The sequence below is a fragment of the Rickettsia tamurae genome, assembly GCF_000751075.1.
GTDB lineage: Bacteria > Pseudomonadota > Alphaproteobacteria > Rickettsiales > Rickettsiaceae > Rickettsia > Rickettsia tamurae.
On the sequence record NZ_CCMG01000018.1, the window covers coordinates 24,788 to 47,199 of the forward strand.

Here is a 22,412-nt window from a genome sequence, read left to right on the forward strand (position 1 = left end):
CCTCCTCGCAATGACGTTGTTACTTCCCAGCTTTCTCATCCCCAGGCAATATGTAAGTCGGGCTGTGCCAGTGAGAGCTAAAATCAAACTCACGATATTCTATGTCTAAATCGACCGGTTCATAAGCTACTTTCTTTAGCTTCTCATCATATGTAACTTGCGTATAACCGGTTAACGGGAAATCTTTACGTAATGGATGCCCCTCAAATTCATAATCGGTTAGTATTCGTCTTTTATCATCATTACCATTAAAATTTATCCCGTACATATCGTAAACTTCACGCTCATACCAACAAGCGGCACTAAATATATTCATTGCCGAAGGTATAGTTTCTTTTTCAGATATATCTACTTTTATTATTAAACGCTTATTTAATTTTAAGCTTAGTAAATTATATACTACTTCAAATCTTTTATCTCTTTCAGGAAAATCAGAGCCGAATAAATCCGTAAGTACAGTAAAACGTAATTCTTCCGATTCTTTTAAAGCTTTTAGAAACGTTAATAAAAAATTCGGCGCAATTTTATAAGCTAAATAATTCTTAACTGTGACCGGAGTTATTAAAATGCTAGATTTAGCTGCAAGTTTTTCAATGAGTTTGTCTAGCGTCATACTTAAAACCTGTAGTGCGTTTAATTTTTTTCTGTAGCTGCATAAGCCCGTAAATTAATGCTTCGGCAGTAGGAGGGCAGCCAGGGACATATATGTCAACTGGTACGATTCTATCACAGCCACGCACTACCGAATAGGAAAAGTGGTAATAGCCGCCGCCGTTAGCACAGCTACCCATTGAAAGCACCCATTTAGGCTCAGCCATCTGATCATATACTTTACGTAGAGCCGGTGCCATTTTATTAGTAAGCGTTCCTGCGACTATCATAAGGTCAGACTGCCTTGGACTTGGTCTAAATAACATACCGAAGCGATCCATATCATATCTGCTTGCTGCTGCCTGCATCATCTCAACAGCACAACAAGCAAGTCCAAAAGTCATAGGCCATAAGGAATTAGTTCTCGCCCAGCCTATAACGTCATCAACTTTAGTGAGTAAGAATCCTCTATTAGAAAGCTCATGGTTTAATAATTCGTCTTCTTGATAAAAGTTATTATGCATGTTTATTCTTAATAAATTAAATACAGTAAATATAGTCATTCCATACACGTCATCCCGTAGCTTGTCCAGCTTTGTTGCATGGATACTGAATCGTCATTGCGAGCAACTGTAAGGAGCGTGGCAATCTCATGAAATAATGAGAAACTCCTGAGATTGCTTCGTTAAAACTTACAGTTTTTCCTCGCAATGACGGAAAAACCGATCCATGCAACAAAGTCGGACAAGCCACGGGATGACCCCAAGTATTTTTATTACCAGTCTAAAGCTCCTTTCTTCCATTCATATATGAACCCGATAGTAAGTACGAATAAGAAAAATATCATTGAGAAAAAGCCTATTTTACCTATTGTATTAAGGCTAATAGCCCAAGGCACTAAAAATGCGATTTCAAGGTCAAAGATAATAAATAAAATAGCAACTAAGTAAAAACGTATGTCAAATTTTGACCTTGCATCACTAAAAGGTTCAAAACCACACTCATAAGGCTCTAGCTTATCTTTATTGTATTTCTTTGTCGATAATAGGTTAGGTAGAATCATTATTAAACCGGAAACCAATACCGCAATACCGAAAAATATAGCAATCGGTAGGTATTCTTGTAAAAGCTCTGAGTTTTGTAGCATATGTTTTTTATTATGTAATTTCTGTGTCATACCATACAAAATGTCATCCCGCGACTTGATCGCGGGATCCAGACTTTTTAAATTTTTTTCTGGACCCCGTGGTCAAGCCACGGGGGTGACACAATGGGTTTTACCGGTCCACGCAACAAAGCCTGCTCGCAATGACGTAGGTTTAATGATACTTATTTCTATATTTACCTCAAATAGCATCAATTATCAACGACAATATCAGGTTTAACTAGTAACTTCATTAAAACTAGTACCCAAATACTGCTTGATATCCACCATATTTGCCAAATATTATATGAAATCATGCCGATAATGTAGTAATTTATAAAACATGCATAAGAAGCTGACCTAAAATTATTATTCTTTATTTTATCAATTTGTTTTAAGTATTTATAGGTTAAGCTTAAAAATAATATTAAACCTATTATACCGAGTTCAAGAGTAATTTGTAATATATTATTATGAGGATGAAGCGGCAAAGGATGCCATTTTTCACCTTTATAATCGATCATTCCACTATCATTGACTTCGATATATTTAGAAGAAGCAAAGCCATAGCCTAAAATCGACTTTTCGATGATTTTGTTTGCGACGAAATGCCAAATAAATAAACGATGAGCAGCTGAAGGCTGAGTAGTTAAATATTTTTCAGATAAATATTGCGGTTCTATTTGTTTAGCTATAACGGGGAATAGTAATGAGCCGGTAATTAAACTTATTGCAATTAATTTGAAAAATATCGGCTTTATAAGTCTTGCTAAAATAAATATTACTCCTCCTATACCGAAACCTAAAAAACTTGCTAAACTATCGGAAATACTTAATAAATAAAGCACTAATATATATAGCATTAATGCATGTCTTCTTTTACTAGACCTCTTCGGGAACTCTACTTCTAGAGGTAATTTGTACGTTGATCCGGTACTTGAATCCTCACGTACATTTGAGTACGCTGCGGTTCTGCATTCCGTGTCTCCTCCAAATTCCTCTCTATAAGCGAGTTTCCGAAGAGGTCTACCGTTAGAGAGTAAAATTATAATCGCTACCCAAGCAGTAATTGAAAGTAAAGCACAGCCCCGATCTAACATATATAAGCCAAAACTAGCTTTGAATATTCTTGTTAAAAAACCATGAGAAGAATATTCGATGAAGAATAATAATATTGCTGTGAGAATTCCGAATATTAAGGCTTTTTTAAGCTGTAAGCGATTTTGAAAAGGAGCAGAATTACTAACGATAAATCCAAGGAATAAGAGTATGAAAACTTGAGTAAAAGTAGCTAAGCTATTAATAGGATGAATTGCGAATAAACAAGATATAAAGCACCAAGCGGTGAATAATAGTTCGGTTTTTATGTCATCCCCACGAAAGCTGGAATCTATTTTATTTTTTCTAGATTCCTGCTTTCGCAGGAATGACATAGACATTTGTGGTAGGGTATTCCGTACAACAATACTTAGCAAAAAAATTGTAACAGTAGCTGCAGCTGATAAGCCCGCAAGCATCCCAAGGCTTGGAATTAAAAATATTAAACTTGAAATTAAATATTGCATCTAAAAACAATCTTTAGCAAAAATTTCATAGATTGGGTGTTCAAACGTTGAAAGTGAAATGCTTGAAGAAATCATCCATCCTTGAAAGAGTAAATTAGGATCTTCGTCTATTTTATATTCTGTTATGGTCATCAACAAATAATTATCTTCATTATACGGATCAAGATTTTTTATACATTTATGTAATTTGATTTTTATATTACCGAAATATTTTTCTTCCCCGACTTTAAAATCTATCTCTTCAGAAGTAGCGGTAATTTTATTTAATGCAATAATTTTACCGTTTGTGTAATTCTTAAATTCAGAACTATTATTAATATTATCGTTTGGATTTAAAACAGGATGATTTTCATCAAGAGGGATTACATCATTTTCAATATCCTCGGTTGTAGTAACCGACTCTAAATTTTCTGCGAATATAGGAAAATTAATGCATATAGTAATGATAAAAATAATTTTTAGTAATTTCATAAATAAACATATTATTTTTCAAAATTATATACTATAGGGGATTAATGGCAATGATAATTTATGATATATGTCATACCGTGGCTTGACCACGGTATGACAGTAAGTCACAGTATGATATAATAACATGCTCCACTCCAAAGAACTCTTGAATTCTATTTTACGGCAGGATTTTTACAGTTTTATAATTAAGGTATTTAATACTATCCGGAGCAGAGTATTACCCAAGTAAACATATAAGAATAATTACCGATTATTTAAATGCTGTGCAAAGCGGTGATATTAATCGTTTAATAATTAATATACCGCCAAGGAGTTTAAAGTCTATTTGTGTTAGCGTTGCTTGGCCTGCTTATTTACTTGGGGCAAGTCCCACCAAAAGAATTATGGCTACCATCTATTCTCAAATACTTAGCATTAAACACTCACTAGATTGTCAGTTTATTTTAAATTCCGATTGGTATAAGGAACTTATCCTTAGTAAAACTCATAATCAAAAAAGTAAATTTTTAACGACAGCTAACGGCTTTAGATTTGCAACATCGGTCGGAGGATCGGCAACAGGCGAGGGCGGTGATATCTTAATTACCGATGATCCTCATAATCCTACGCAAATTCATTCTTATAAAATACGTAAGAAAGTTATAGATTGGTTTGAGCAAACTTTTGTTAGCAGACTAAATAATCGTAATAAGGGAGCGATAGTTTTAGTTATGCAGAGTCTTCATACGGATGATTTATCCGGTTATCTACTTAATAATAGCAATTCATGGCATCATTTAAAAATTCTGGCGATTAGTATTCAAGATTATTCTTTTAAATTAATGAATAAAGAATATCAATATCTTAGTGGTGAAGTATTAGACAGCTATAAAGAACCTCCTGATTGCTTAGCAAAGTTAGAGCAGGAAATAGGTAGCTATAATTATAATGCTCAATATTTGCAAGAACCTATAGCTATAGGGTCATCGCTACTTAATATGGAGGAAGATATTAGCTTTTATGAAAATTTACCTTCAAGATTTGATTATTTTGTACAAAGTTGGGATACGGCAATTAAGATTTCCGAAGATTCCGATTATAGTGTTTGCACTATATGAGGGGATTCTTGAGCAGAAATATTATCTAGTATCATTAGTACGGAAAAAAATTAATTATCCTGAGCTTAAGAATTTGACGGAAAAATTAGCTAGAGAATATCAGCCAAAATTTATATTAATCGAAGGTAAAGCAAGCGGTCAACAATTGATTCAAGATATAGGATTTTTAGGCGATAATATTAGAGTGATCGGGATTAAGCCAAGATTTGATAAAGTTACAAGATTCGCCTCGGTAGTTCCTTTATTTCAATCAGCTAGTGTTCTAATATCCAAACAATCAAGCATAATTTTAAAGGAATTGTTGAATTTTCCCCATTAAAAATGACGATATAGTAGATTCAGTTAGCCAGTTCTTGAATTTTATGAAGGATAAATCGTTTAAATATCCTGCAAGGATTAGGAGTTTAATATAAAAATAGTTGCTTTTTGTATGGATGTTGGTAGTATTACAGCGGTTTAGTAGTGGCTTTAAAACGTCATTGCGAGGAAAGGCGAAGCCTTGACGTGGCAATCTCAGGAATTTTGTGCTACTTCATGAGATTGCCACGCTCCTTACAGTCGCTTGCAATGACGATGGACATCATAAAAACAACTAAGGCTGGGTAGCAAAGTGGTAATGCCGTGGACTGCAAATCCTCTATTCGTCGGTTCGATTCCGACCCTGGCCTCCAATATAGAAATTAAAACATCTTATGGAATTTATTTCACAATTCCTAGAAATGCTTTTAGCCGAGAGAGCATTGTCAAAAAATTCCATACTTAGCTATAAACGTGACTTATTCGATTTTCAAAATTATCTTGCTAAACAAAAATTATCAGAATTAAATATTACCACAGAGAATGTTAGAGATTGGATTGAGTATCTAGCAACTAATGATTTGCAAGCACGCTCAATCAACAGAAAAATCTCAACTATAAAAAGTTATTATGAATTTTTAATTAGCGAAAACCATACCGCTTTTAATCCGGTTCTTAACGTAGATTTGCCCAAATATCAAAATAAACTTCCCGAAATATTATCTATAGATCAAATTAAATCGTTACTTGAACATTGCTCTCAAGATAATTCTCCTGGAGGTATCCGGCTTAATGCTATGATTCATTTGCTTTATGCTAGCGGTCTTAGAGTCTCGGAGCTTGTTAGTCTTAAGCTTGCTGATATTCTGACTAATAAAACGTCTAAAGGAGAAGTAAGAAAAATATTTTCGGTACTTGGTAAAGGTAATAAAGAAAGAGTCATAGTAATAAATGAACAGGCAGTTATCAGCATTGCTAAATATCTTGCAATTAGAGATGTTTTTGTGAATAAAGCTAAACCAAAAAATCTAATTTATTTATTTCCCTCATCAGCTTTAGCGGGTTATATGACTAGGCAAAATTTTGCTATTCTGTTAAAATCTGCTGCCCTTTATGCAGGACTTAACCCTGAGCATATTTCTCCGCATATATTACGTCACAGTTTTGCAAGTCATTTGCTTGAGGGCGGAGCAGACTTAAGAGTAATTCAAGAGCTACTCGGTCACGCTGATATATCCACTACCCAAATATATACTCATTTTCAAACTAATCATCTAAAAAAAGCATTATTGCATCACCCCCTTAATAAAAATTAAGTTATCTTAATCTTTTATAAAGTGCTTGTTAATATTTTTTAACTAAATATAATACGCCTTTTAAATTTAAGGAATAAATTATATGAAGCTAAAAGAAATTATTATCTCTTGTATTAGTAAACCTAGAGAAATTGAAAAAAAATATCCTAGATTAGATCAAAAGAAAGAAGCAGGATTCAATGTTTGTTCCGGGTTAGGATACGAAAATCAAGAAGTAGAATCTAGCGACTATTATGAGTTAATTAAAAAAATTCAACAAGGAGAAATAACTTTAGAAGTTCTAAAAAATTTAAGGAAATTAAAGGTAGATGATAAAAAATCTTTTCTAGCAGATGTGAAAGATATTATATCTAACAATAGGTTACATGAACTTAATGGAAAAATAATAGAACATGCTTTAGATTTAGTTGATTCTAAAGATTCAGCTTTTTTACTCCGTAGGACAAAAGAGGATAGTATATTTCGAGATCTAATATATTTAGAAGCAAAAGAAAACAAGTTTACTGTAGAAATTGATAAAAAAGGAACTTTGAAAATTAACTTTCCTAGCGGGGTACTTGAGCTTTACAAGCTATTAATTGATAATTTTTATTTGAAAAAATTTGAAGAAGAGGAATTACAGAAAAAATTATATCAAGAATTATTACCTGATTTCAAAATTTCTTTTGAAAAACTAATTGAAGAAGAGGAATTGCAGAAAAAATTATATCAAGAATTATTACCTGATTTCAAAATTTCTTTTGAAAAACTAAATTTTTTTGAGAGTTTTATTGGATGCTTAAAAGAATTTTATATTAAAAATAGTTTAGCACGAAGCATGATGGGTTTATTTGTAAGTAGGGATATTAAAGAACATGCTGTATGTGAAGAATTACTTGAATTAGATACATTTAAAAAATTATTTGAGGAAAAAATGTCATTATACGGAACTTCTGCTGATTCTAAATTATTAATGGTTGATTATGTATTAAATGATGTAAAAGGTGTTTATATTAGCAATTTAACATTTTCAAATATTTTAGATTTAGTAATGCATAGTCAGTCAAATAGTGAGATAGTAGAATCAATAGAAATTCTAGGAAATAGCGAAAGCCCAGTATGACTTTCTAGATACTGTCTTAAAGTTTTGATTATAAATATAGTAAAAACATCTAGAAATTAATTTAATCTATCATTAATATTAAATATGGCTACAAAAAATAAAAAAGAAACAGTGAATACTGAAACAAAAAATTTAGCAAATTTAGTTATCAAAGAAATAGGTAACGAAAATTTTGATTTTGGTGTTTTGCAAAAGATGCAGCAGGCTTTTAGTATTGCAAGTAAGCAAAAACAAAGGGAAGCTTTTATAAGTTTTTTAGATAAAAAGCTTAATAAAGAGCAATTACATAAACTCAATCAAGCAATAATGGAAAATGCAAATGAATTAATGCCGGATAATGATCCTAATTTTGTTTGTCGTACTCCTAATAATAAAGTTTTTCAAGAAATATTATTATTGGAAGCAAAACGCTCAGGTATGAAAGCAAAATTTAGTGATAAAGGAGAATTACAATCTCTTGATGTAAAAGATATAACACAGGAAATATTAGATCACTATTGTATTTTACAAGAAAAATTTTATCCTAAAAGAGATTCTAAAGATTTGATAGATAGTAGAATAGCTCAAAGTATTAATTTTTTATTATATGCTCCACTTTTCCGAGAATCAGATATATATACAAAATTAGGTTTAAAATCTGCTGAGATAGAGCGAGAAATACAAGATCCTAACGGTAAGTATGTTAAACAATTAGTAGATGCTAAAATAGGAACCAATATACATTTTAATACCAAAGAAAATTTAGAAAATAAAGCAAGTGAAGGAAAAGAGACTAAGATATCTTCAATAATTGAAAAAGCAATAACAACACTCGAGAAAGACAAAAAGGTAAGTATTGAAGATAAGAGACAAGGAGAAATAAAAAGGCATTTATCTAAATCCTTAGAAGGAGCTTCTGATTATATATTAACATTCAAAAAAAATGATTTAGTAGATGTAATATATCAAGGATTAGATAAAAGACAAACTTGGTGGTCAAAGATTGTTAATTATATAGGTATAAAATCATATTCCATTTCTAAAGAAAATCTTGAGAAAATAGGAAAAATAATAAATAGTGAAATTAAAAACTCTCATACTCCTTTAAAGATAGAAGTACAAGAACAGTTAAAACAAATCTCAAAAGAGTTAAATAGATTAAATAATCCGGCATTGTCGTCAGAGGCTAAAAAGGTTCAGGCAAAATCTAAAAAACCGCCTGTTCCTCCAAAACCTGAACACCTCAAAAAAAGAAATCACGAATTATAATGATTTTGTTGTGTGGCTCAGTTTTTTCGTCATTGCGAGGAAAAATTGAAAATTTTGACGAAGCAATCCAGTAAAAAATTCTGATTTTACAGAATTTTTTATTATTTTTCTGGATTGCCACGCTCCTTGCAGTCGCTCGCAATGACGATTCGGTGTCCACACAAGCAAACCTTTCGCAGGAATGACATCAATCCCTACAATAATTTATAATTTATTACTTCCCATAATATTATAACCGCAATCTACATAATGAATTTCACCGGTAACACCTTTAGATAAATTACTAAATAAATATACTGCTGCTCCTCCTACATCTTCTTGGGTAGTATTACGTTTTAACGGTGCGGTTGCAGCGTGAGATTTAAGCATAGTACTAAAATCACCTATTGCACTAGATGCTAAAGTTTTGATAGGTCCTGCCGAAATAGCATTTACTCTAATATTATTTTCTCCCAAATCGTTTGCTAGATATTTTACACTAGCCTCAAGTGCAGCTTTAGAAATCCCCATTACATTATAATTAGGTATAACTTTTTCAGCACCGTAGTAAGTTAACGTCACAATGCTTCCGCCGTCATGCATTAAGGCTTCTGCGGATCTTGAGAGTTCTAGAAGAGAGTAACATGATATATGTAAGGAATTATGAAAATTTTCTAAGCTAGTATCAACATAACGTCCTTTTAATTCATTTTTATCGGCAAAAGCCATACCGTGAAGTAAGAAATCGAAACTACCCCATTTCTCTTTTATATTATCAAATAAATTACTAATTGATTTTGGATTCGTAACATCAAGTTCGCTAACAAAATTACAACCTATTTCCTCAGCAAGCGGTTTAACTCGTTTTTCTAGTACTTCCGATTGATAAGTAAACCATAGTTCGGCACCGTGTTTTTTAGCAAGCTGTGCAATCGCCCACGATATTGACATATTATTTGCAATACCTGTAATTAAGCCTTTTTTTCCTTGTAGTAATCCTGTAGTCATTTATTTACTCATTATATTAAAACTTGCTGAAATGATAGCATGATGTATTATTTTGTAAACAAATAATCAATAAAAATGTATAAACCTAAAATCATATGTTTACTGCTAGGTATGTTAAGCGGTTTAGTTTTTGCTCCGACTTTCTTTATACCGGCATTATTAACGTTATCTTACTTATGTTATATAGTTCAAAAATCCGAAAATTGGCAAGAAGCCGCAAAATTTGGTTATTTATTCGGTTTTGGGCATTTTTTAAGTGGAATATATTGGATAAGTATCGGTGTTAGCGTTTATATTGCAGATTTTTGGTGGGCAATTCCTTTTGCGTTATTTGGACTACCTATAGTTTTAGCTTTCTTTATATCGGCAAGTTGCACGCTTAGTTTTTTCGCTAAAAATAATAAATATTACCAATTTATATTCTGTTTATGTTGGGTATTATTTGAGTGGATACGTTCGTGGATTTTTACCGGTCTTCCTTGGAATTTGATCGGTTATGCTTTTTCATTTTCAGATATTTTAATACAGTCTTTAAGTATAATAGGGATATATGGACTTAGTTTTATAGTTATATATATTGCCACTTTCGCTTATCCTTTATTTAGCAAGCAATTTACTCAGTTAAAAATATTACTAGCTAGTTCAGTTCTAGTATTAACCGTAATTGTCATTTACGGAGCAGTAAGGCTAAGTAATAACCATGCAAATTTTACCGATATAAAAGTGCGATTAGTGCAGCCTTCGATCCCTCAAACCGAAAAATGGAATGAAGAAGAATTTTGGCATAATTTAATGCTATATATTAATTTATCGGAAAATTCGGAACCTACCGATTTAATTATTTGGTCTGAAGCAGCATTAGTAGTACCTGATGATATACCGCAAGTTAAATCAGAATTATTAAAAATGCTAAATTCTACAAATGCTATTTTGATAACAGGAGGAATTTCGGATAATAAAAAACAAGGTGATGAGTTTGAACTTTACTCAGCTATGTATGCTCTTGATAAAAATGATCATAAATTATTTGAATACCATAAATCACATTTAGTACCTTTCGGTGAGTATATGCCTCTTAAAAAGATACTACCGTTTAAAAAATTAACTCACGGTTTAATTGATTATAAAGAAGGAGACGGAGGGCTTGTTTATCTTGAAAAATATAATCTTAAAATTAAACCTTTAATTTGCTATGAATCTATTTTTCCTGATTTTGTACGGACGAATAATAAAATAGCCGATTTAATAATTAATATTACAAATGATGCATGGTATGGTAAATCAAGCGGTCCATATCAGCATTTTCATATTAGTAGAAGTAGAGCCGTAGAGAACGGTTTACCTATGATCAGAGTAGCGAATAACGGTATTTCAGCTATAGTAGATCCTTTTGGCAGAACAATAAAAAAACTAAATCTAAATGAAATAAATTATACCCAAGGTTTAATTCCTAAAAAACTAACCTCTCCTACTATATTCTCGCAATTCGGTAATTTTACTATTCTATTACTCATCGTTTTTATATTTTTAATTAATTATTTATTAGCCTTGATTCTTGATAACTAAAGGGTTTTAGTATTATTATATTAAATTTTTAATAAAGTTGCTTGATTAAATATAAAGTAATATATATACTACATTTGAAGTTGAATAGACTTTATAATAATTAATTTTTAATAATTAAAGCTTATTGTTAAAATGAATGATTCAATAAAACATCCGGACAAACTCGCAAGTGAACGTTTAAAAGAACGACGTCTTGCTGTAGGTATTAGCCAAAAAGAATTAGGACAAGCTTTAGACATTAGTGCTCTCCAAGTTAAAAAATATGAAGAAGGTTTAAGTAATATACCTATAAGTAGGTTATATGTTTTTGCAAAAGTTTTAAATACGCCTTTAAAGTATTTCTTTAATAGTTCTGAAGAAGAAAAGTTAAAAACTGACGATGAAAATACTTCTAATAATAAAATTGAATATCTATTCAAAGAAATAGAAAGTGATTTCTTAAATAATATTGCTGAAGAAGAAGGGCAATATGAAAATGACATCTCTTTTGATTATAAAGAATTATCAAGGACTATGGAAAGAGAACTTTTATCGTTAACTAGAGCATTTACTAGAGTACAAAATCCAAATATTAGAAAAATAATAATTGAACTTGTCAGATCAGTATCTATACCTTGTGAATAATATTAAATTTTCATTGACTTAGCATTACCAAAGTATTAGTTTTTGTTAAGATTTAGTAAATTCTGAACCATTAACAATTATTAAATATATTGGAGGAAGTTTATGAGTAAAAGTAAGGCTATAGAAAATAACGGTATTAGTAATACAAATAGTCCAAACGGTAAATATATGGCTCCAAGACCGGAAGGAGTAAAACCTACCTGTGTAGTAATTACTTATTCTGTAAGCAAGGATATTAAAGCTGCTCGTGAAGTATTGGATGAGCGAGGTGCAAGTGTTCATTACATAATTGATAAGGATGGGACTCAAAAAGAATATCACAATGATTTAACAGATCAAGCTTTTTATGCGGGCAAGAGTAGTTGGAAAGGAGAAGTAGGTGTTAATAAGTTTGGTATTGGAGTCATGCTTATTAATGATGCAAAAAGCGATTTTCCTAAAGAGCAAATAGGGAAATTAAAAAGCTTTCTTACAGATTTAGCAGAAAGATATCCAGATTTAGATTTAAAACATGATTTAGTTGGTCTTGGTGAAGTAACTGTAAACCGAGAAGGAAATGCTCATATAGCTCCTGGGTCAAAATTTCCTTGGAAAGAATTAGCGGAAGCGGGTTTTGGTAGATATTTTGAGACTACGCAAGAGCAAAAGAGTAAATTATTATTAAGTCCTGATAGTACTGGAGAAAAAGTTAATACTTTACAAGAAAATTTAAAAGAATATGGCTATGGAGTAGAATCCACAAGTACATTTGATCAATTTACTCAGCAAGCAGTTAGAGTATTTAATGATCGTTATGGTACCGGTTTAACAGGTGAAGAGCCGCCCGTAAGCTGGACTGAAGCAGGTCAAGATGTTCTATCGCAATTACTAGGGCAAACGGTATTAGAACAAACAGAAAATGCATAGTTTAAGAAATGAATTTCTTTTTCATTTTGCAAGCCTTGCTGCATAAGTACTGAATCGTCATTAAGAGGATGAATGGCTTGTTTAGGTCATTCCTGCGTGGATCGATTTCACCCCTGTCATCCCGCGACTTGATCGCGGGATCCAGTTTAAAATACTAAAAATTTAGTATTTTAAGTTACTTTTATGGATACTGTGGTCAAGCCACGGTATGACAACCAAATGCATTTTTCGATCCACGCAACAATGTCATGCGGGGATGACATCGAGTAGGTTTTTCGAGCCGTGCAACAACTTTATGCAATAATAACTTTTCGCAAAAGCGGTGATGACATCGAAGTATAGGCTATCTCAAGCAATTCTTTTAGGCAATACTATTTATTGGTTATTGGCATAATCTTAAAATGGTGCTAAACATTAAAACTTATTTACAGATAGCCTCTAAGGTAGAGCTTTCTTGACTATTTAGCTTCTAGTCAAAGAAAGATAAGTTTTTTATCTTTACTTTATATTTCTACAGTTAAAAATATTTATGATATCTTTAAAGGTTAATAGTTTAATACAAAATTGGCGTTGGCGTAGATAATTTTTTGCGTTTATATGTTTGCTATATGCAAATTTAGATTTTGATTATTAAATTATAACTTCTAGTCAATTGATTTGAACTCTGTGCTTCGTTGTTAGTCGGCTCGCCTATTATTATAGGCTTCGGTCCTCACGCCTATCACAAAATTCAACTGAATTGACTATATAATAGGATATTAAAATGTTTATCTCTAATATTTTTCAAAAATTTTTTTCTTTTCTTTTTGTTTTATTCATCATAGCTGCAGTTTATGCGGATCAAAAAAAGTAGCAGTCATTGTTCCACTTGAACATGCTGCAATGACTGAGATTATATCAGGAATTAAAGAGTCGCTAAAAGATATAGATGCAGAAATTATAGTTAAAAATGCTCATGCTGATTCTAATATTTTACTTGCCATTATAAAGCAAATAAAAGATCAGGATATTGATGTAATAATTCCAATAGGCACGACAGCCAGCCAAACTGTTATTTCTCATATAACAAAAATAAACCTATTGTTTGTGCTGCTGCTATGATTAATAGCAAAAATCTACCTTTAGTTACCGGTGTTAACGATGAGATAAAAATCACCGACACCATTAGTAAATTACCTTTTTTATAGAATATCACTTTAATTTATAGCAGTAGCGAGAAAGTTATACCTGAAGTAGAAATGTTAAAATTATATACTGGAAACAATAATATTTCTCTGCACACGCTAATGATATGCCGGTCGCTATAAAAAATGCTCCTGAAAATACGCAGAGTTTTATAATTTTGAAAGATCATTTAATAGTTAGCGGAATTAATATTTTAAAGCAAGAAGCATTTAAACGCCGTATTCCGATCATTGCTTCCGATGAAGGTTCGGTAATCAGCGGGGCTACTATTGCTGTAGGAGTACAAGAAAAGCAAATAGGTGTGGAAGCAGGTTTAATGGCAAAAAAAATCTTGCAAGGAACAGAGCCGAAAGATATTCCGTTTGGGGATATGAAAGACTTAACTTTGTTTATTAATCTTCAATCTTTGTCAAAACAAGATATTCTAACTAAAGAAAATTTATCCGTACTTCCTTTCACTCATAAAGAAATTGCAGAGTAGTATATGAGTATTGTTATTGCTGCTCTTGAGCAATCCTTAATAATGCTACCGCTTATTTTAGGTATGTATATAAGTTATCGGGTTCTAAAAATTACCGATCTTACCGTAGACGGTACTTATGTACTTGGTGCGGCGGTATTTGCCCGTAGTCTTTCATTTGGGTTATGTCCTGCATTAATATTTGCTGTAATATCAGGCGGAATTATTGGCAGTATAGTTAGTTTTATGCAGAAGAATAACCGCATTAACGGGCTTATAGCCGGAATACTTGCAAGTTTTATGCTTTATTCCGTTAACTTACAAATTATGCAGCGTCCTAATATATCGGTTTTTGGTATGCCAACGCTATTATCTATATTAGATCTCGAAAATTGGTTAGTGCCTTTAAAATAATCAATTGCCTTATTATATCTGCAGTTATAATTTTATTGAAAGGTAAGCTCGGTTTATTTCTTTAAGCTTTTGGTTTTAATAAAGATTTATTGATTAATTTAGGAAAACCTGCCGAGCTTTATCGCACTATCTTAGCATAAGTAATTGCTTGGCTGCTTTAACGGGTACTTATCTGCACAAATAAACGGTTTTGTCGATATTAATATGGGTTTTGGGATGGCACTAGTCGGTATCGGTGCGATTGTTATAGGGCGTCATATTTTAATCCATGCTAATAATTTTAATGCGTTAAAAGAGATATTTTCCTGTTTTATAGGTATATTATTTTACTTTATTGCTCTGAGCATGTTGCTTCGGATTGGCATTGACCCCATAAACCTTAAGCTTATATTAGGGATAGTATTGTTTATTTCGTTGAGTACGGTGAGTAAGAAGTAGGGTATAGTACTCTATGATTTTTACTGTATGTCATTTCCGCGAAGGCGGGAATCCAGAAAATGACTGTCACCCCATGGCTTGACCACGGGGTCCAGTTAAAAATACTAAATTTTAGTATTTTTAAGTTGTATTTTTGGATACCGCGATCAAGTCGCGGTATGACAACGGAGGATTCCCGCATATGCGAGAATGACATAAACGAGCCATGCAACAACGCCTACGTGGGAATGACATCAATATAAAAATGCTTTAAAAGACAAAATTATGAAACCTTATTTATATGCAGAAAAAATATATTTCAAAGTTAAGGAAAGAAGTGAGCCTATAATTGCTGAAACTACTTTAGCTAAAATACTTGCTGGCTATCTAAAACCTACTAACGGAAAGGTGTTTCTAGATCAAGTCAGAATCGATAAAATACCTAAAGGACAAAAAGCTTCTACATTAGTTACATTAACACAAAAGGCTGAAGAGAGGCTATTTACCGAGCTAACTCTTGAGGAAAATATTATTCTGTGGGAAAGTAGATTCCCTAGTAATGAATGATTAACAAGTAGCGAGGTGTTAGAGCTTACAGGTTCACCTGAACGATTCTTGTCCCTACTTTCACAGCCATTAGGTAAATTTTCCGGCGGAGAAAAGCAGATTATATTGCTTGCACTTAGCATAGCTCATCCACCTAAAATGTTATTTCTAGACGAACATACCGCAAATTTAGATCCGAAAGCTTCTTTGGAATTGATGAAAAGAACAGCAGAGATTATAGAGAAGCATAAGATAACTTCCGTTATGATTACGCATAATTTAGAAGATGCCGTAAATTACGGCAAAAGGCTTATAGTACTTGATAGTGGTAAGGTAGTACTAGAAACCACTGAGTTTTTCTTTAAAAGAACTTAAAGAGATGTTAAATTAGAAATGAATATTTGAGCCTATTTGTCCGGCTAATTCAGTACCGAAAGAATATTTACAAATTTCATCTATTAAATTGTCTCTTGTCTCATCACTAATACCTTGATAAAAAGATACGAAATTAATAAGACCCTCTGCGTTTTCTCCTTTATCAAGACGTGCCCTTACATAAGCTGATAACTCTTTTTCTGAAGTAGTTAATGAAGCCGGTGCTGTAGGGGCTGCTACAGGAGTAACTAATGCCGGAGCTGCTACCGGATCATTATCATTAAAGTCATACTTTATAACTTTATCTATTAACTCTTCTTTTGTAGCACTATCAACGTTAAACTCAAATATTGTATTAATAATACCATCCTTAGCTTCACCGTTTTTAAGACGTTGCATAACATCCTTTAATAATTTTTCGTGTGTATTTTTTGCAAACCCTTCTTCATCCGGTGAATTATAATCATTAACATCCATGTCTTTATAATCTTTGGCTGATTTTGCACCCAAGTATTTTTGTATGGTGTTAATTTTTATTTGCTCATCAATATGAGAATTATATTTTTTTAATGCATAAACTATCTTTTCTTTATCAACACCTATCTTTACAAGCTCTTCTATACTGTGATCGAATGGATTACGCAATAGAACGCCTTCTCCTATATTAACACCTTTAGATAATAACTTCTCAAGTAACCATTTATCTCTTGATGTTAGTGCGTGATTAAAAATTGACTCTCCTCCAATGGTTGGAATAGTAATGTTTGTCTTGATATTAAGGTTAACATTATTATTTAAAAAGAACTCAATTAGCTCCTTATTTTCTTCCGGCTGACGATTTCTAGTAAGATAAAAGAAAGGGGGTGCTCCATATCCATCTACCGGATCAATTTCACTACCGGACTGTAATAAAATTTTAATTATTTCAGATTCTTTAGAAAAAGCTGCACAATGCAAAGGTGTAAGTCTTTGTTCATTCTTAATATTAACATCTATATTTTTTTCAAGTAAAAAAGCAAGGAGTTCTTTGTTTCCTTCTCCTGCCGCATAATGCAAAGGCGTAAGTCCATAATTGTTTTTAACGTTATTAAAATCTGCCCCTTTGTCTAATAAAATTTGAGCTATTTCTTTAGTGCTTGCATAAAATAAAGCTGTATTTCCTTGTTCATCTTTCTCATGGATATTAGCATCTTGCTCAATTAACTCTTTAACAATATCTGCATTTCCACTTGAAGCTGCTATACCAAGTAGTTTACGGTTGTCTTCATGTCGTTCAATTAAGGTATCATGTCTTGCGGGATCCAGTGTACGTACATTGTCCTCTGCTGCTATTGTTGTAGAAGTAGTGGTTGGTATTGCTGCTACTGGAGCTGTTACGGGGTTATTATCGTTAATATTGTAATTAAAAAGCTTTTCTATTAATTTCGCTATGGTAGTTTCATCCATATCAGAATAAAATTCAGGATTCATAATTAATCCATTAATAAGTTTATTCTTATCGTCCTCATTTTTAATATTTTTCTTCATCTCGGAAAATCTTTGTTCTGCTTTAAATTCAGGAAGTGCTAAGCGTGCATTAGCGGAATTAATTAATAATTCTTTAATTTCTGGGTTAGAAGCATATTCTAAAGGTTTCTTACCTTCTGCGTCTGTAGCGTGAAAGTAAAAGTCTAACATTATTTACATTTCCTATACGTGCCGCATTATATAAAACTGTACTTCCGTTTGGAAGTTCTGTATTAATTTGTTGATTCATCATATGAATATCCTATTTAGTTTAAGTTATTTTATCGTATGGGCATTATACGAAATACTTTTAATTTTTACAAGTCAATAGTTGACTTTTTAATCATTGATTAATCAAATTTAATATTTTTGCGGTGAGTTTAAGTGTATGGTGATTATGCCATTCCCAGGTGTTGTTGCGTGGATACCAAAATCGTCATTACGAGCAGCCGTAGGCTGCGTGGCAATCTCATGTAAATAATAACAAACTCCTGAAATTGCTTCGTCAATTGCTATGCAATTTTCTCGCAATGACGAGAAATCTGATCTATGCAACAAAGTCCCGCTTTCGCAGGAATGACATCATAGGTTTTTCGAACCATGCGGGAATGACATCGAATAGGCTTTCCGATTTCCGATGCATGTAACAACCCCATGTTGAGCTAGGAATGTTTTTAAAACTAAGTTTTTTTTGGATAAAACCAAACGAGGAGTAAACAGATTAGAATACTGATATTTAAGAGTAGATTATACTCTGTCATGGAAATACCCAGGATTTTGATAGCGGGTTTAGTGCAGGAAGTGATTGGCTGCGAGTAGAACATTTGTTTGATATGCTGGATGGATAAACCTTTCGGGATACGGATCATTGATGAACAAAGAGCACTTGGTTGTATTATGCCTCTTTCTACGAAGCTATGATATGTTGATAATATGCAAGAGCTAAGGATAGTTAGGAGAATGAATATTAAAGTATATTTGCTTAATTGTCTGATGATTAAAGCAGTTAAGCAAATTTTGATTAGCGTTAAATAGGGGAACCTTTCGTAAATGCATAAAGGGCAGGGGGTGTAATGGAATATATATTCAGCAATATAAGCGGTAGCAAGTGCTATTATAGAAATTGCAATTAGCCCTAAATGTAGAACTTTATAGCTATCTTTTCTGATGTAATTTATAATAGTATTAAATGGCATGGGCTTTTTATTCTTAATGTCATTGCGAGCGACTGTAAGGGGCGTGGCAATCTCAGGAAGTTTGACGAGATTGCCGCTTCGCTTCTCGCAAGGCATTGTTGCATGGATCAGTTTTTTCAGTGTCCATCCCACGACTTGATCGCGGGATCCAGTTAAAAATACTAAAATTATTAGTATTTTTTATTGTTTTTATGGACCCCATGGTCAAGCCACGGGGTGACACAGTGGGTTTTACCGGTTCACGCAACAACAATTCCTCCTCGCAATGACGCTAGTTTAGGCTTCAAAATCGCAAAAAATTCAAGTGATATTTTACAAATAAATAAATTTAGTATATTGTTACTGATTATTTAGTATATTGTTACTGATTATTAATTAAAGTGCAAGAAAAATAAATGTCAGAAATTTGGGAAGATGCAATTAAGTCAAATGCTTTGCCTTTTGTCGAGGCTAAGAAGATATTAGACAGCTTAAACGGTAAAACTCCTGAAAAAGGTTATGTATTATTTGAAACGGGTTACGGTCCTTCAGGTTTACCTCATATCGGTACTTTTGGTGAGAATGCTCGTATGGTGATGGTGCAGAAAGCGTTTGAGCAATTATCCGATATTCCGACTAAGCTAATTTGCTTTTCCGATGATATGGACGGGCTTCGTAAAGTGCCAAGTAATATCCCCAACCCTGAAATGGTAGCACAGTATATGGATATGCCGCTTACCTCTATCCCTGATCCGTTCAAGGAATGTGAAAGTTATGGGCATTATATGAATGCAAAGCTTCGCTCATTTCTTGATAAATTCGGCTTTAAGTATGAGTTTTATAGCAGTACTGAAAGTTATAAAGCGGGTATGTTTGATGAGATGCTACTAAAGGTGCTTGAGAAATATGATGAGATAATGGAGCTGATGCTACCGACTTTTAGGGAAGAGCGAAAGGCTACCTATTCACCTTTCATGCCTATATGCCCGAAAACAGGTAAAGTACTGCAAGTACCTATAGAAAAATGGGATGCTAAAGCAGGGACAGTTACGTATAAAGACGATGCCGGTAATTATATAGAAGTACCGGTAACGGGAGGGCATTGTAAATTACAGTGGAAGCCGGATTTTGGTATGCGTTGGGCTGCTCTTAAAGTCGATTATGAAATGTACGGCAAAGACCATTTGGCAAATGCTCGACTTTATTCGGAAATTTGCCGAATCCTAGGAGGAAAGCCGCCGGTGCAGCTATGTTATGAGCTATTCTTAGATGAAAACGGTGAGAAAATATCAAAATCAAAAGGTAATAGTATTAGCGTTGATGATTGGCTTAAATATGCTCCTGTTGAAAGTATGGCATTATTTATGTACCAAAATCCGACTAGAGCTAAGCGTTTGTTTTTTGATGTAATTCCTAAAAATGTTGATGAATATATTACTTTTAATCAGAAATATCATTTAGAAGAGGATAGGGCAAAGCGTTTTGCAAATCCCGTTTATCACATCCATCACAGAAATGTACCGAAAATTGAGACTTTTGGAATTACCTATTCGTTGCTTTTAAATCTTACTTCTGTGTGTAATCCTTCCGATAAATCGGTACTTTGGGGATTTATTAGCAAATATGAGCCAAAAGCAACTCCAAATACTAGTCCTTATCTTGACCACTTAGCAGAATTTGCTATAAGATATTATAATGACTTTATTAAAGCACATAAATTATATTTAGCTCCTTCTGAAAAGCATAAGGTTATTTTACGGGGTATATTAGATATGTTATCTAGTATATCCGATCAAACCGAGGCTGAAGTAATTCAGAAAGCAATATATGATATAGGAATGAAAGCAGGGTATGAAAATCTGCGTGATTACTTCAAAGATTTATATCAGATATTGCTTGGGCAGAATGAAGGTCCAAGACTTGGGACTTTTATAAAGCTTTACGGTATAAAAGAAACGATGAAGTTGGTTGAAGGGAAGTTGTAACCTATATGTCATTCCTGCGAAAGCAGGAATCCATAAAATAAAACTACAAAATTAAAATGTATTGGGTATATATATTATGCTAATAAGCATGGTACTTTATATATTGGTATTACTAATAATATAATACGTCGTGCTTATGAACATAAACAAAAAATAATAAAGGGTTTTACCTCAAAATATAATATTATAAAGCTTGTTTATACAGAAGAATTTACTGATATTAAAGAAGCACTTACGAGAGAAAAAACTTGAAAAAATGGAAGCGTAGTTGGAAAATAGAGCTGATAGAAAAAACTAATCCTGAATGAAAAGATTTAATTGAATAGTTCTATGGATTCCTGCTTTCGCAGGAATGACATTACATAAACCAATTGTCATAAAACCATGAACAAATTATATTATAAAACTGGATACCGTGGTCAAGCCACGGTATGACACCGAAAACAAATGAATGAAATTTTTTGTAGTGCGTTACCTATTTTTTTAATTACGCTTCTTGGTAGTATTATCAAAAATAAATGGTTAACTTCGGAAGAATTTTGGCGTGGTATTGAGAAATTATCGTATTTTGTACTATTCCCTGCCATGCTGTTTAATTACGTATCTACTGCCGACTTAAGCGTTGCATCCATAATTAAATTAGTAGTGGCTCTTATTATATCCACTATTCTTGTATCAATCGGTCTTATAATTTACCAAAAAAAATACAACATAGATAAAGTCCAATTTACTTCCATTTTTCAAGGGTCGATTCGTTATAATAGCTACATTTTTTTTGGAGTAAGTAGCCCGCTGCTTGGTCCTAGCGGGCTTTTTATTGTTGCCGTTATTTCTTCTTATATGATTATTTTTACCAATATTTTATCGGTAATGATTTTCGCTTATTATATCCCTAGTAAATCCGTTACTAATACTATTAGAACTAGTTTTGTTTTAATGATGAAATTAATTGTGCGTAATCCGTTAATTATCGCAAGTTTAGTAGGATTCGTTTTTAATTACTCAAATCTTGAATTACATTTAGGGCTTAGGAAAACGTTAGATAGCCTTTCTAATGCCGCTTTAGCTATCGGTATGCTAAATGTTGGGGCAGGGCTTAATTTTACTATTAGACAAGAGCTTTTATATAATGTAATGTTTACAAGCTTTGTTAAATTAGTTGCATTTCCTCTAGTTAGTGTAGTAGTACTATGGTTAATGTCTATTGACGGATTAGATAGATCGGTAGGAATATTATATAGCTGTCTTCCATGTGCGAGTACGGCTTATGTTTTATCTCGTCAGCTTGACGGTGATCCTGATTCTATGGCGTCGATTATAACATTTACTACTTTTTTCTCGGTAGTTACTATATCAATTATTATGTATATAATGGGGTGAATTTATCACGTCATTGCGAGCGACCATAGGGAGCGCGGCAATCTCAAGAATTTGC

Annotated in this window: 21 protein-coding genes, 1 tRNA gene and 5 pseudogenes; 15 read left to right on the forward strand and 12 right to left on the reverse strand. The window is 32.7% G+C overall.

The window, feature by feature from the left end; genetic code table 11:
• Positions 1-19 precede the first annotated feature (19 nt).
• The 5 genes from MB29_RS06815 to MB29_RS06835 all read right to left on the reverse strand — a co-directional run bounded on the left by MB29_RS06815 (position 20) and on the right by MB29_RS06835 (position 3,771).
• The gene (locus tag MB29_RS06815) at positions 20-613 is read right to left on the reverse strand and encodes an NADH-quinone oxidoreductase subunit C (protein ID WP_032139601.1); all 594 of its coding nucleotides are present in this window, start codon (positions 611-613) and stop codon (positions 20-22) included.
• The gene (locus tag MB29_RS06820; RefSeq protein ID WP_032139651.1) at positions 591-1,115 is read right to left on the reverse strand and encodes a NuoB/complex I 20 kDa subunit family protein; all 525 of its coding nucleotides are present in this window, start codon (positions 1,113-1,115) and stop codon (positions 591-593) included. The genes MB29_RS06815 and MB29_RS06820 overlap by 23 nt, the downstream gene beginning before the upstream one ends.
• A 251-nt stretch (positions 1,116-1,366) precedes the next feature.
• On the reverse strand, positions 1,367-1,738 hold the full coding sequence (locus MB29_RS06825) for an NADH-quinone oxidoreductase subunit A (RefSeq protein ID WP_032139652.1): 372 nt from the start codon (positions 1,736-1,738) through the stop codon (positions 1,367-1,369).
• A gap of 209 nt (positions 1,739-1,947) precedes the next feature.
• On the reverse strand, positions 1,948-3,300 hold the full coding sequence (locus tag MB29_RS06830; protein ID WP_032139602.1) for a palindromic element RPE1 domain-containing protein: 1,353 nt from the start codon (positions 3,298-3,300) through the stop codon (positions 1,948-1,950).
• Positions 3,301-3,771 carry a DUF2155 domain-containing protein gene (locus MB29_RS06835; protein ID WP_032139603.1) on the reverse strand — a complete coding sequence of 157 codons (471 nt, stop codon included), beginning with the start codon at positions 3,769-3,771 and terminating at the stop codon, positions 3,301-3,303.
• Positions 3,772-4,034: 263 nt separating this feature from the next.
• Here MB29_RS06835 and MB29_RS08820 point away from each other — a divergent pair, with 263 nt between their 5' ends.
• The 6 genes from MB29_RS08820 (at position 4,035) to MB29_RS06860 (ending at position 8,831) form a co-directional block, all read left to right on the forward strand.
• The gene (locus MB29_RS08820) at positions 4,035-4,868 is read left to right on the forward strand and encodes a hypothetical protein (protein WP_233419012.1); all 834 of its coding nucleotides are present in this window, start codon (positions 4,035-4,037) and stop codon (positions 4,866-4,868) included.
• Positions 4,852-5,187, forward strand: a complete 336-nt coding sequence (terL, locus tag MB29_RS13160) for a phage terminase large subunit (protein ID WP_233419013.1) — start codon at positions 4,852-4,854, stop codon at positions 5,185-5,187. The genes MB29_RS08820 and terL overlap by 17 nt, the downstream gene beginning before the upstream one ends.
• Positions 5,188-5,464: 277 nt before the next feature.
• A tRNA-Cys gene (locus MB29_RS06845) sits at positions 5,465-5,539 on the forward strand.
• A 21-nt stretch (positions 5,540-5,560) separates the two neighbouring features.
• A complete protein-coding gene (gene xerD, locus MB29_RS06850) occupies positions 5,561-6,481 on the forward strand; it encodes a site-specific tyrosine recombinase XerD (protein ID WP_032139604.1) in 921 nt (306 codons plus the stop codon).
• A gap of 82 nt (positions 6,482-6,563) precedes the next feature.
• The gene (locus MB29_RS06855; RefSeq protein ID WP_032139605.1) at positions 6,564-7,583 is read left to right on the forward strand and encodes a DUF5410 family protein; all 1,020 of its coding nucleotides are present in this window, start codon (positions 6,564-6,566) and stop codon (positions 7,581-7,583) included.
• A gap of 84 nt (positions 7,584-7,667) precedes the next feature.
• Complete coding sequence (locus tag MB29_RS06860; RefSeq protein WP_032139606.1) at positions 7,668-8,831, forward strand: DUF5410 domain-containing protein; 1,164 nt, start codon at positions 7,668-7,670, stop codon at positions 8,829-8,831.
• A gap of 19 nt (positions 8,832-8,850) precedes the next feature.
• Here the strand turns inward: MB29_RS06860 and MB29_RS13865 are convergent.
• Together MB29_RS13865 and fabI are read right to left on the reverse strand one after the other, a co-directional pair.
• Positions 8,851-8,999 (reverse strand): annotated as a pseudogene (locus MB29_RS13865) (lytic transglycosylase domain-containing protein); the annotation flags it as partial.
• A gap of 36 nt (positions 9,000-9,035) precedes the next feature.
• Positions 9,036-9,818, reverse strand: a complete 783-nt coding sequence (gene fabI / locus MB29_RS06865) for an enoyl-ACP reductase FabI (protein WP_032139607.1) — start codon at positions 9,816-9,818, stop codon at positions 9,036-9,038.
• 75 nt (positions 9,819-9,893) lie between these two features.
• Here fabI and lnt point away from each other — a divergent pair, with 75 nt between their 5' ends.
• The 5 genes and pseudogenes from lnt to MB29_RS08830 all read left to right on the forward strand — a co-directional run bounded on the left by lnt (position 9,894) and on the right by MB29_RS08830 (position 15,411).
• Entirely contained in the window at positions 9,894-11,384 is a 1,491-nt protein-coding gene (lnt, locus tag MB29_RS06870) for an apolipoprotein N-acyltransferase (protein WP_032139608.1), read from the forward strand.
• A gap of 132 nt (positions 11,385-11,516) precedes the next feature.
• A complete protein-coding gene (locus tag MB29_RS06875; RefSeq protein WP_032139609.1) occupies positions 11,517-12,008 on the forward strand; it encodes a helix-turn-helix domain-containing protein in 492 nt (163 codons plus the stop codon).
• A gap of 102 nt (positions 12,009-12,110) precedes the next feature.
• Positions 12,111-12,914 carry an N-acetylmuramoyl-L-alanine amidase gene (locus MB29_RS06880; RefSeq protein WP_032139610.1) on the forward strand — a complete coding sequence of 268 codons (804 nt, stop codon included), beginning with the start codon at positions 12,111-12,113 and terminating at the stop codon, positions 12,912-12,914.
• 763 nt (positions 12,915-13,677) lie between these two features.
• A pseudogene (locus MB29_RS08825) lies at positions 13,678-14,580 on the forward strand (ABC transporter substrate binding protein).
• 3 nt (positions 14,581-14,583) lie between these two features.
• Positions 14,584-15,411, forward strand: a pseudogene (locus MB29_RS08830) (ABC transporter permease).
• Here MB29_RS08830 and MB29_RS11930 read toward each other — a convergent pair.
• The gene (locus tag MB29_RS11930) at positions 15,380-15,625 is read right to left on the reverse strand and encodes a hypothetical protein (RefSeq protein WP_215426284.1); all 246 of its coding nucleotides are present in this window, start codon (positions 15,623-15,625) and stop codon (positions 15,380-15,382) included. The pseudogene MB29_RS08830 and the gene MB29_RS11930 sit on opposite strands and share 32 nt — an antisense overlap.
• 50 nt (positions 15,626-15,675) lie before the next feature.
• On the opposite strand from MB29_RS11930, the pseudogene MB29_RS08835 reads away from it, so the two are divergent.
• A pseudogene (locus MB29_RS08835) lies at positions 15,676-16,327 on the forward strand (ATP-binding cassette domain-containing protein).
• Here MB29_RS08835 and MB29_RS13165 read toward each other — a convergent pair.
• The 4 genes from MB29_RS13165 to MB29_RS11960 form a co-directional block, all read right to left on the reverse strand.
• Positions 16,324-17,988 (reverse strand): ankyrin repeat domain-containing protein, encoded by a 1,665-nt coding sequence (locus MB29_RS13165; RefSeq protein WP_233419014.1) that lies wholly within the window; start codon positions 17,986-17,988, stop codon positions 16,324-16,326. The pseudogene MB29_RS08835 and the gene MB29_RS13165 overlap by 4 nt on opposite strands.
• Positions 17,989-18,177: 189 nt before the next feature.
• Positions 18,178-18,375: a hypothetical protein gene (locus tag MB29_RS11955; RefSeq protein WP_215426281.1), complete on the reverse strand. Its 198-nt coding sequence runs from the start codon at positions 18,373-18,375 to the stop codon at positions 18,178-18,180.
• A gap of 122 nt (positions 18,376-18,497) precedes the next feature.
• Positions 18,498-19,013 carry a disulfide bond formation protein B gene (locus MB29_RS10790; protein ID WP_084686999.1) on the reverse strand — a complete coding sequence of 172 codons (516 nt, stop codon included), beginning with the start codon at positions 19,011-19,013 and terminating at the stop codon, positions 18,498-18,500.
• 52 nt (positions 19,014-19,065) lie between these two features.
• Positions 19,066-19,266: a hypothetical protein gene (locus MB29_RS11960; RefSeq protein ID WP_215426285.1), complete on the reverse strand. Its 201-nt coding sequence runs from the start codon at positions 19,264-19,266 to the stop codon at positions 19,066-19,068.
• 142 nt (positions 19,267-19,408) lie between these two features.
• Between MB29_RS11960 and MB29_RS06915 the strand changes: the two genes are divergently transcribed.
• The 3 genes and pseudogenes from MB29_RS06915 (at position 19,409) to MB29_RS06920 (ending at position 22,357) form a co-directional block, all read left to right on the forward strand.
• Positions 19,409-20,977 carry a lysine--tRNA ligase gene (locus MB29_RS06915; RefSeq protein ID WP_032139611.1) on the forward strand — a complete coding sequence of 523 codons (1,569 nt, stop codon included), beginning with the start codon at positions 19,409-19,411 and terminating at the stop codon, positions 20,975-20,977.
• 56 nt (positions 20,978-21,033) lie between these two features.
• Positions 21,034-21,285: pseudogene (locus MB29_RS13870) on the forward strand (GIY-YIG nuclease family protein).
• Between the two features lie 139 nt (positions 21,286-21,424).
• On the forward strand, positions 21,425-22,357 hold the full coding sequence (locus tag MB29_RS06920; RefSeq protein ID WP_032139612.1) for an AEC family transporter: 933 nt from the start codon (positions 21,425-21,427) through the stop codon (positions 22,355-22,357).
• The last annotated feature ends 55 nt before the right edge of the window (positions 22,358-22,412 follow it).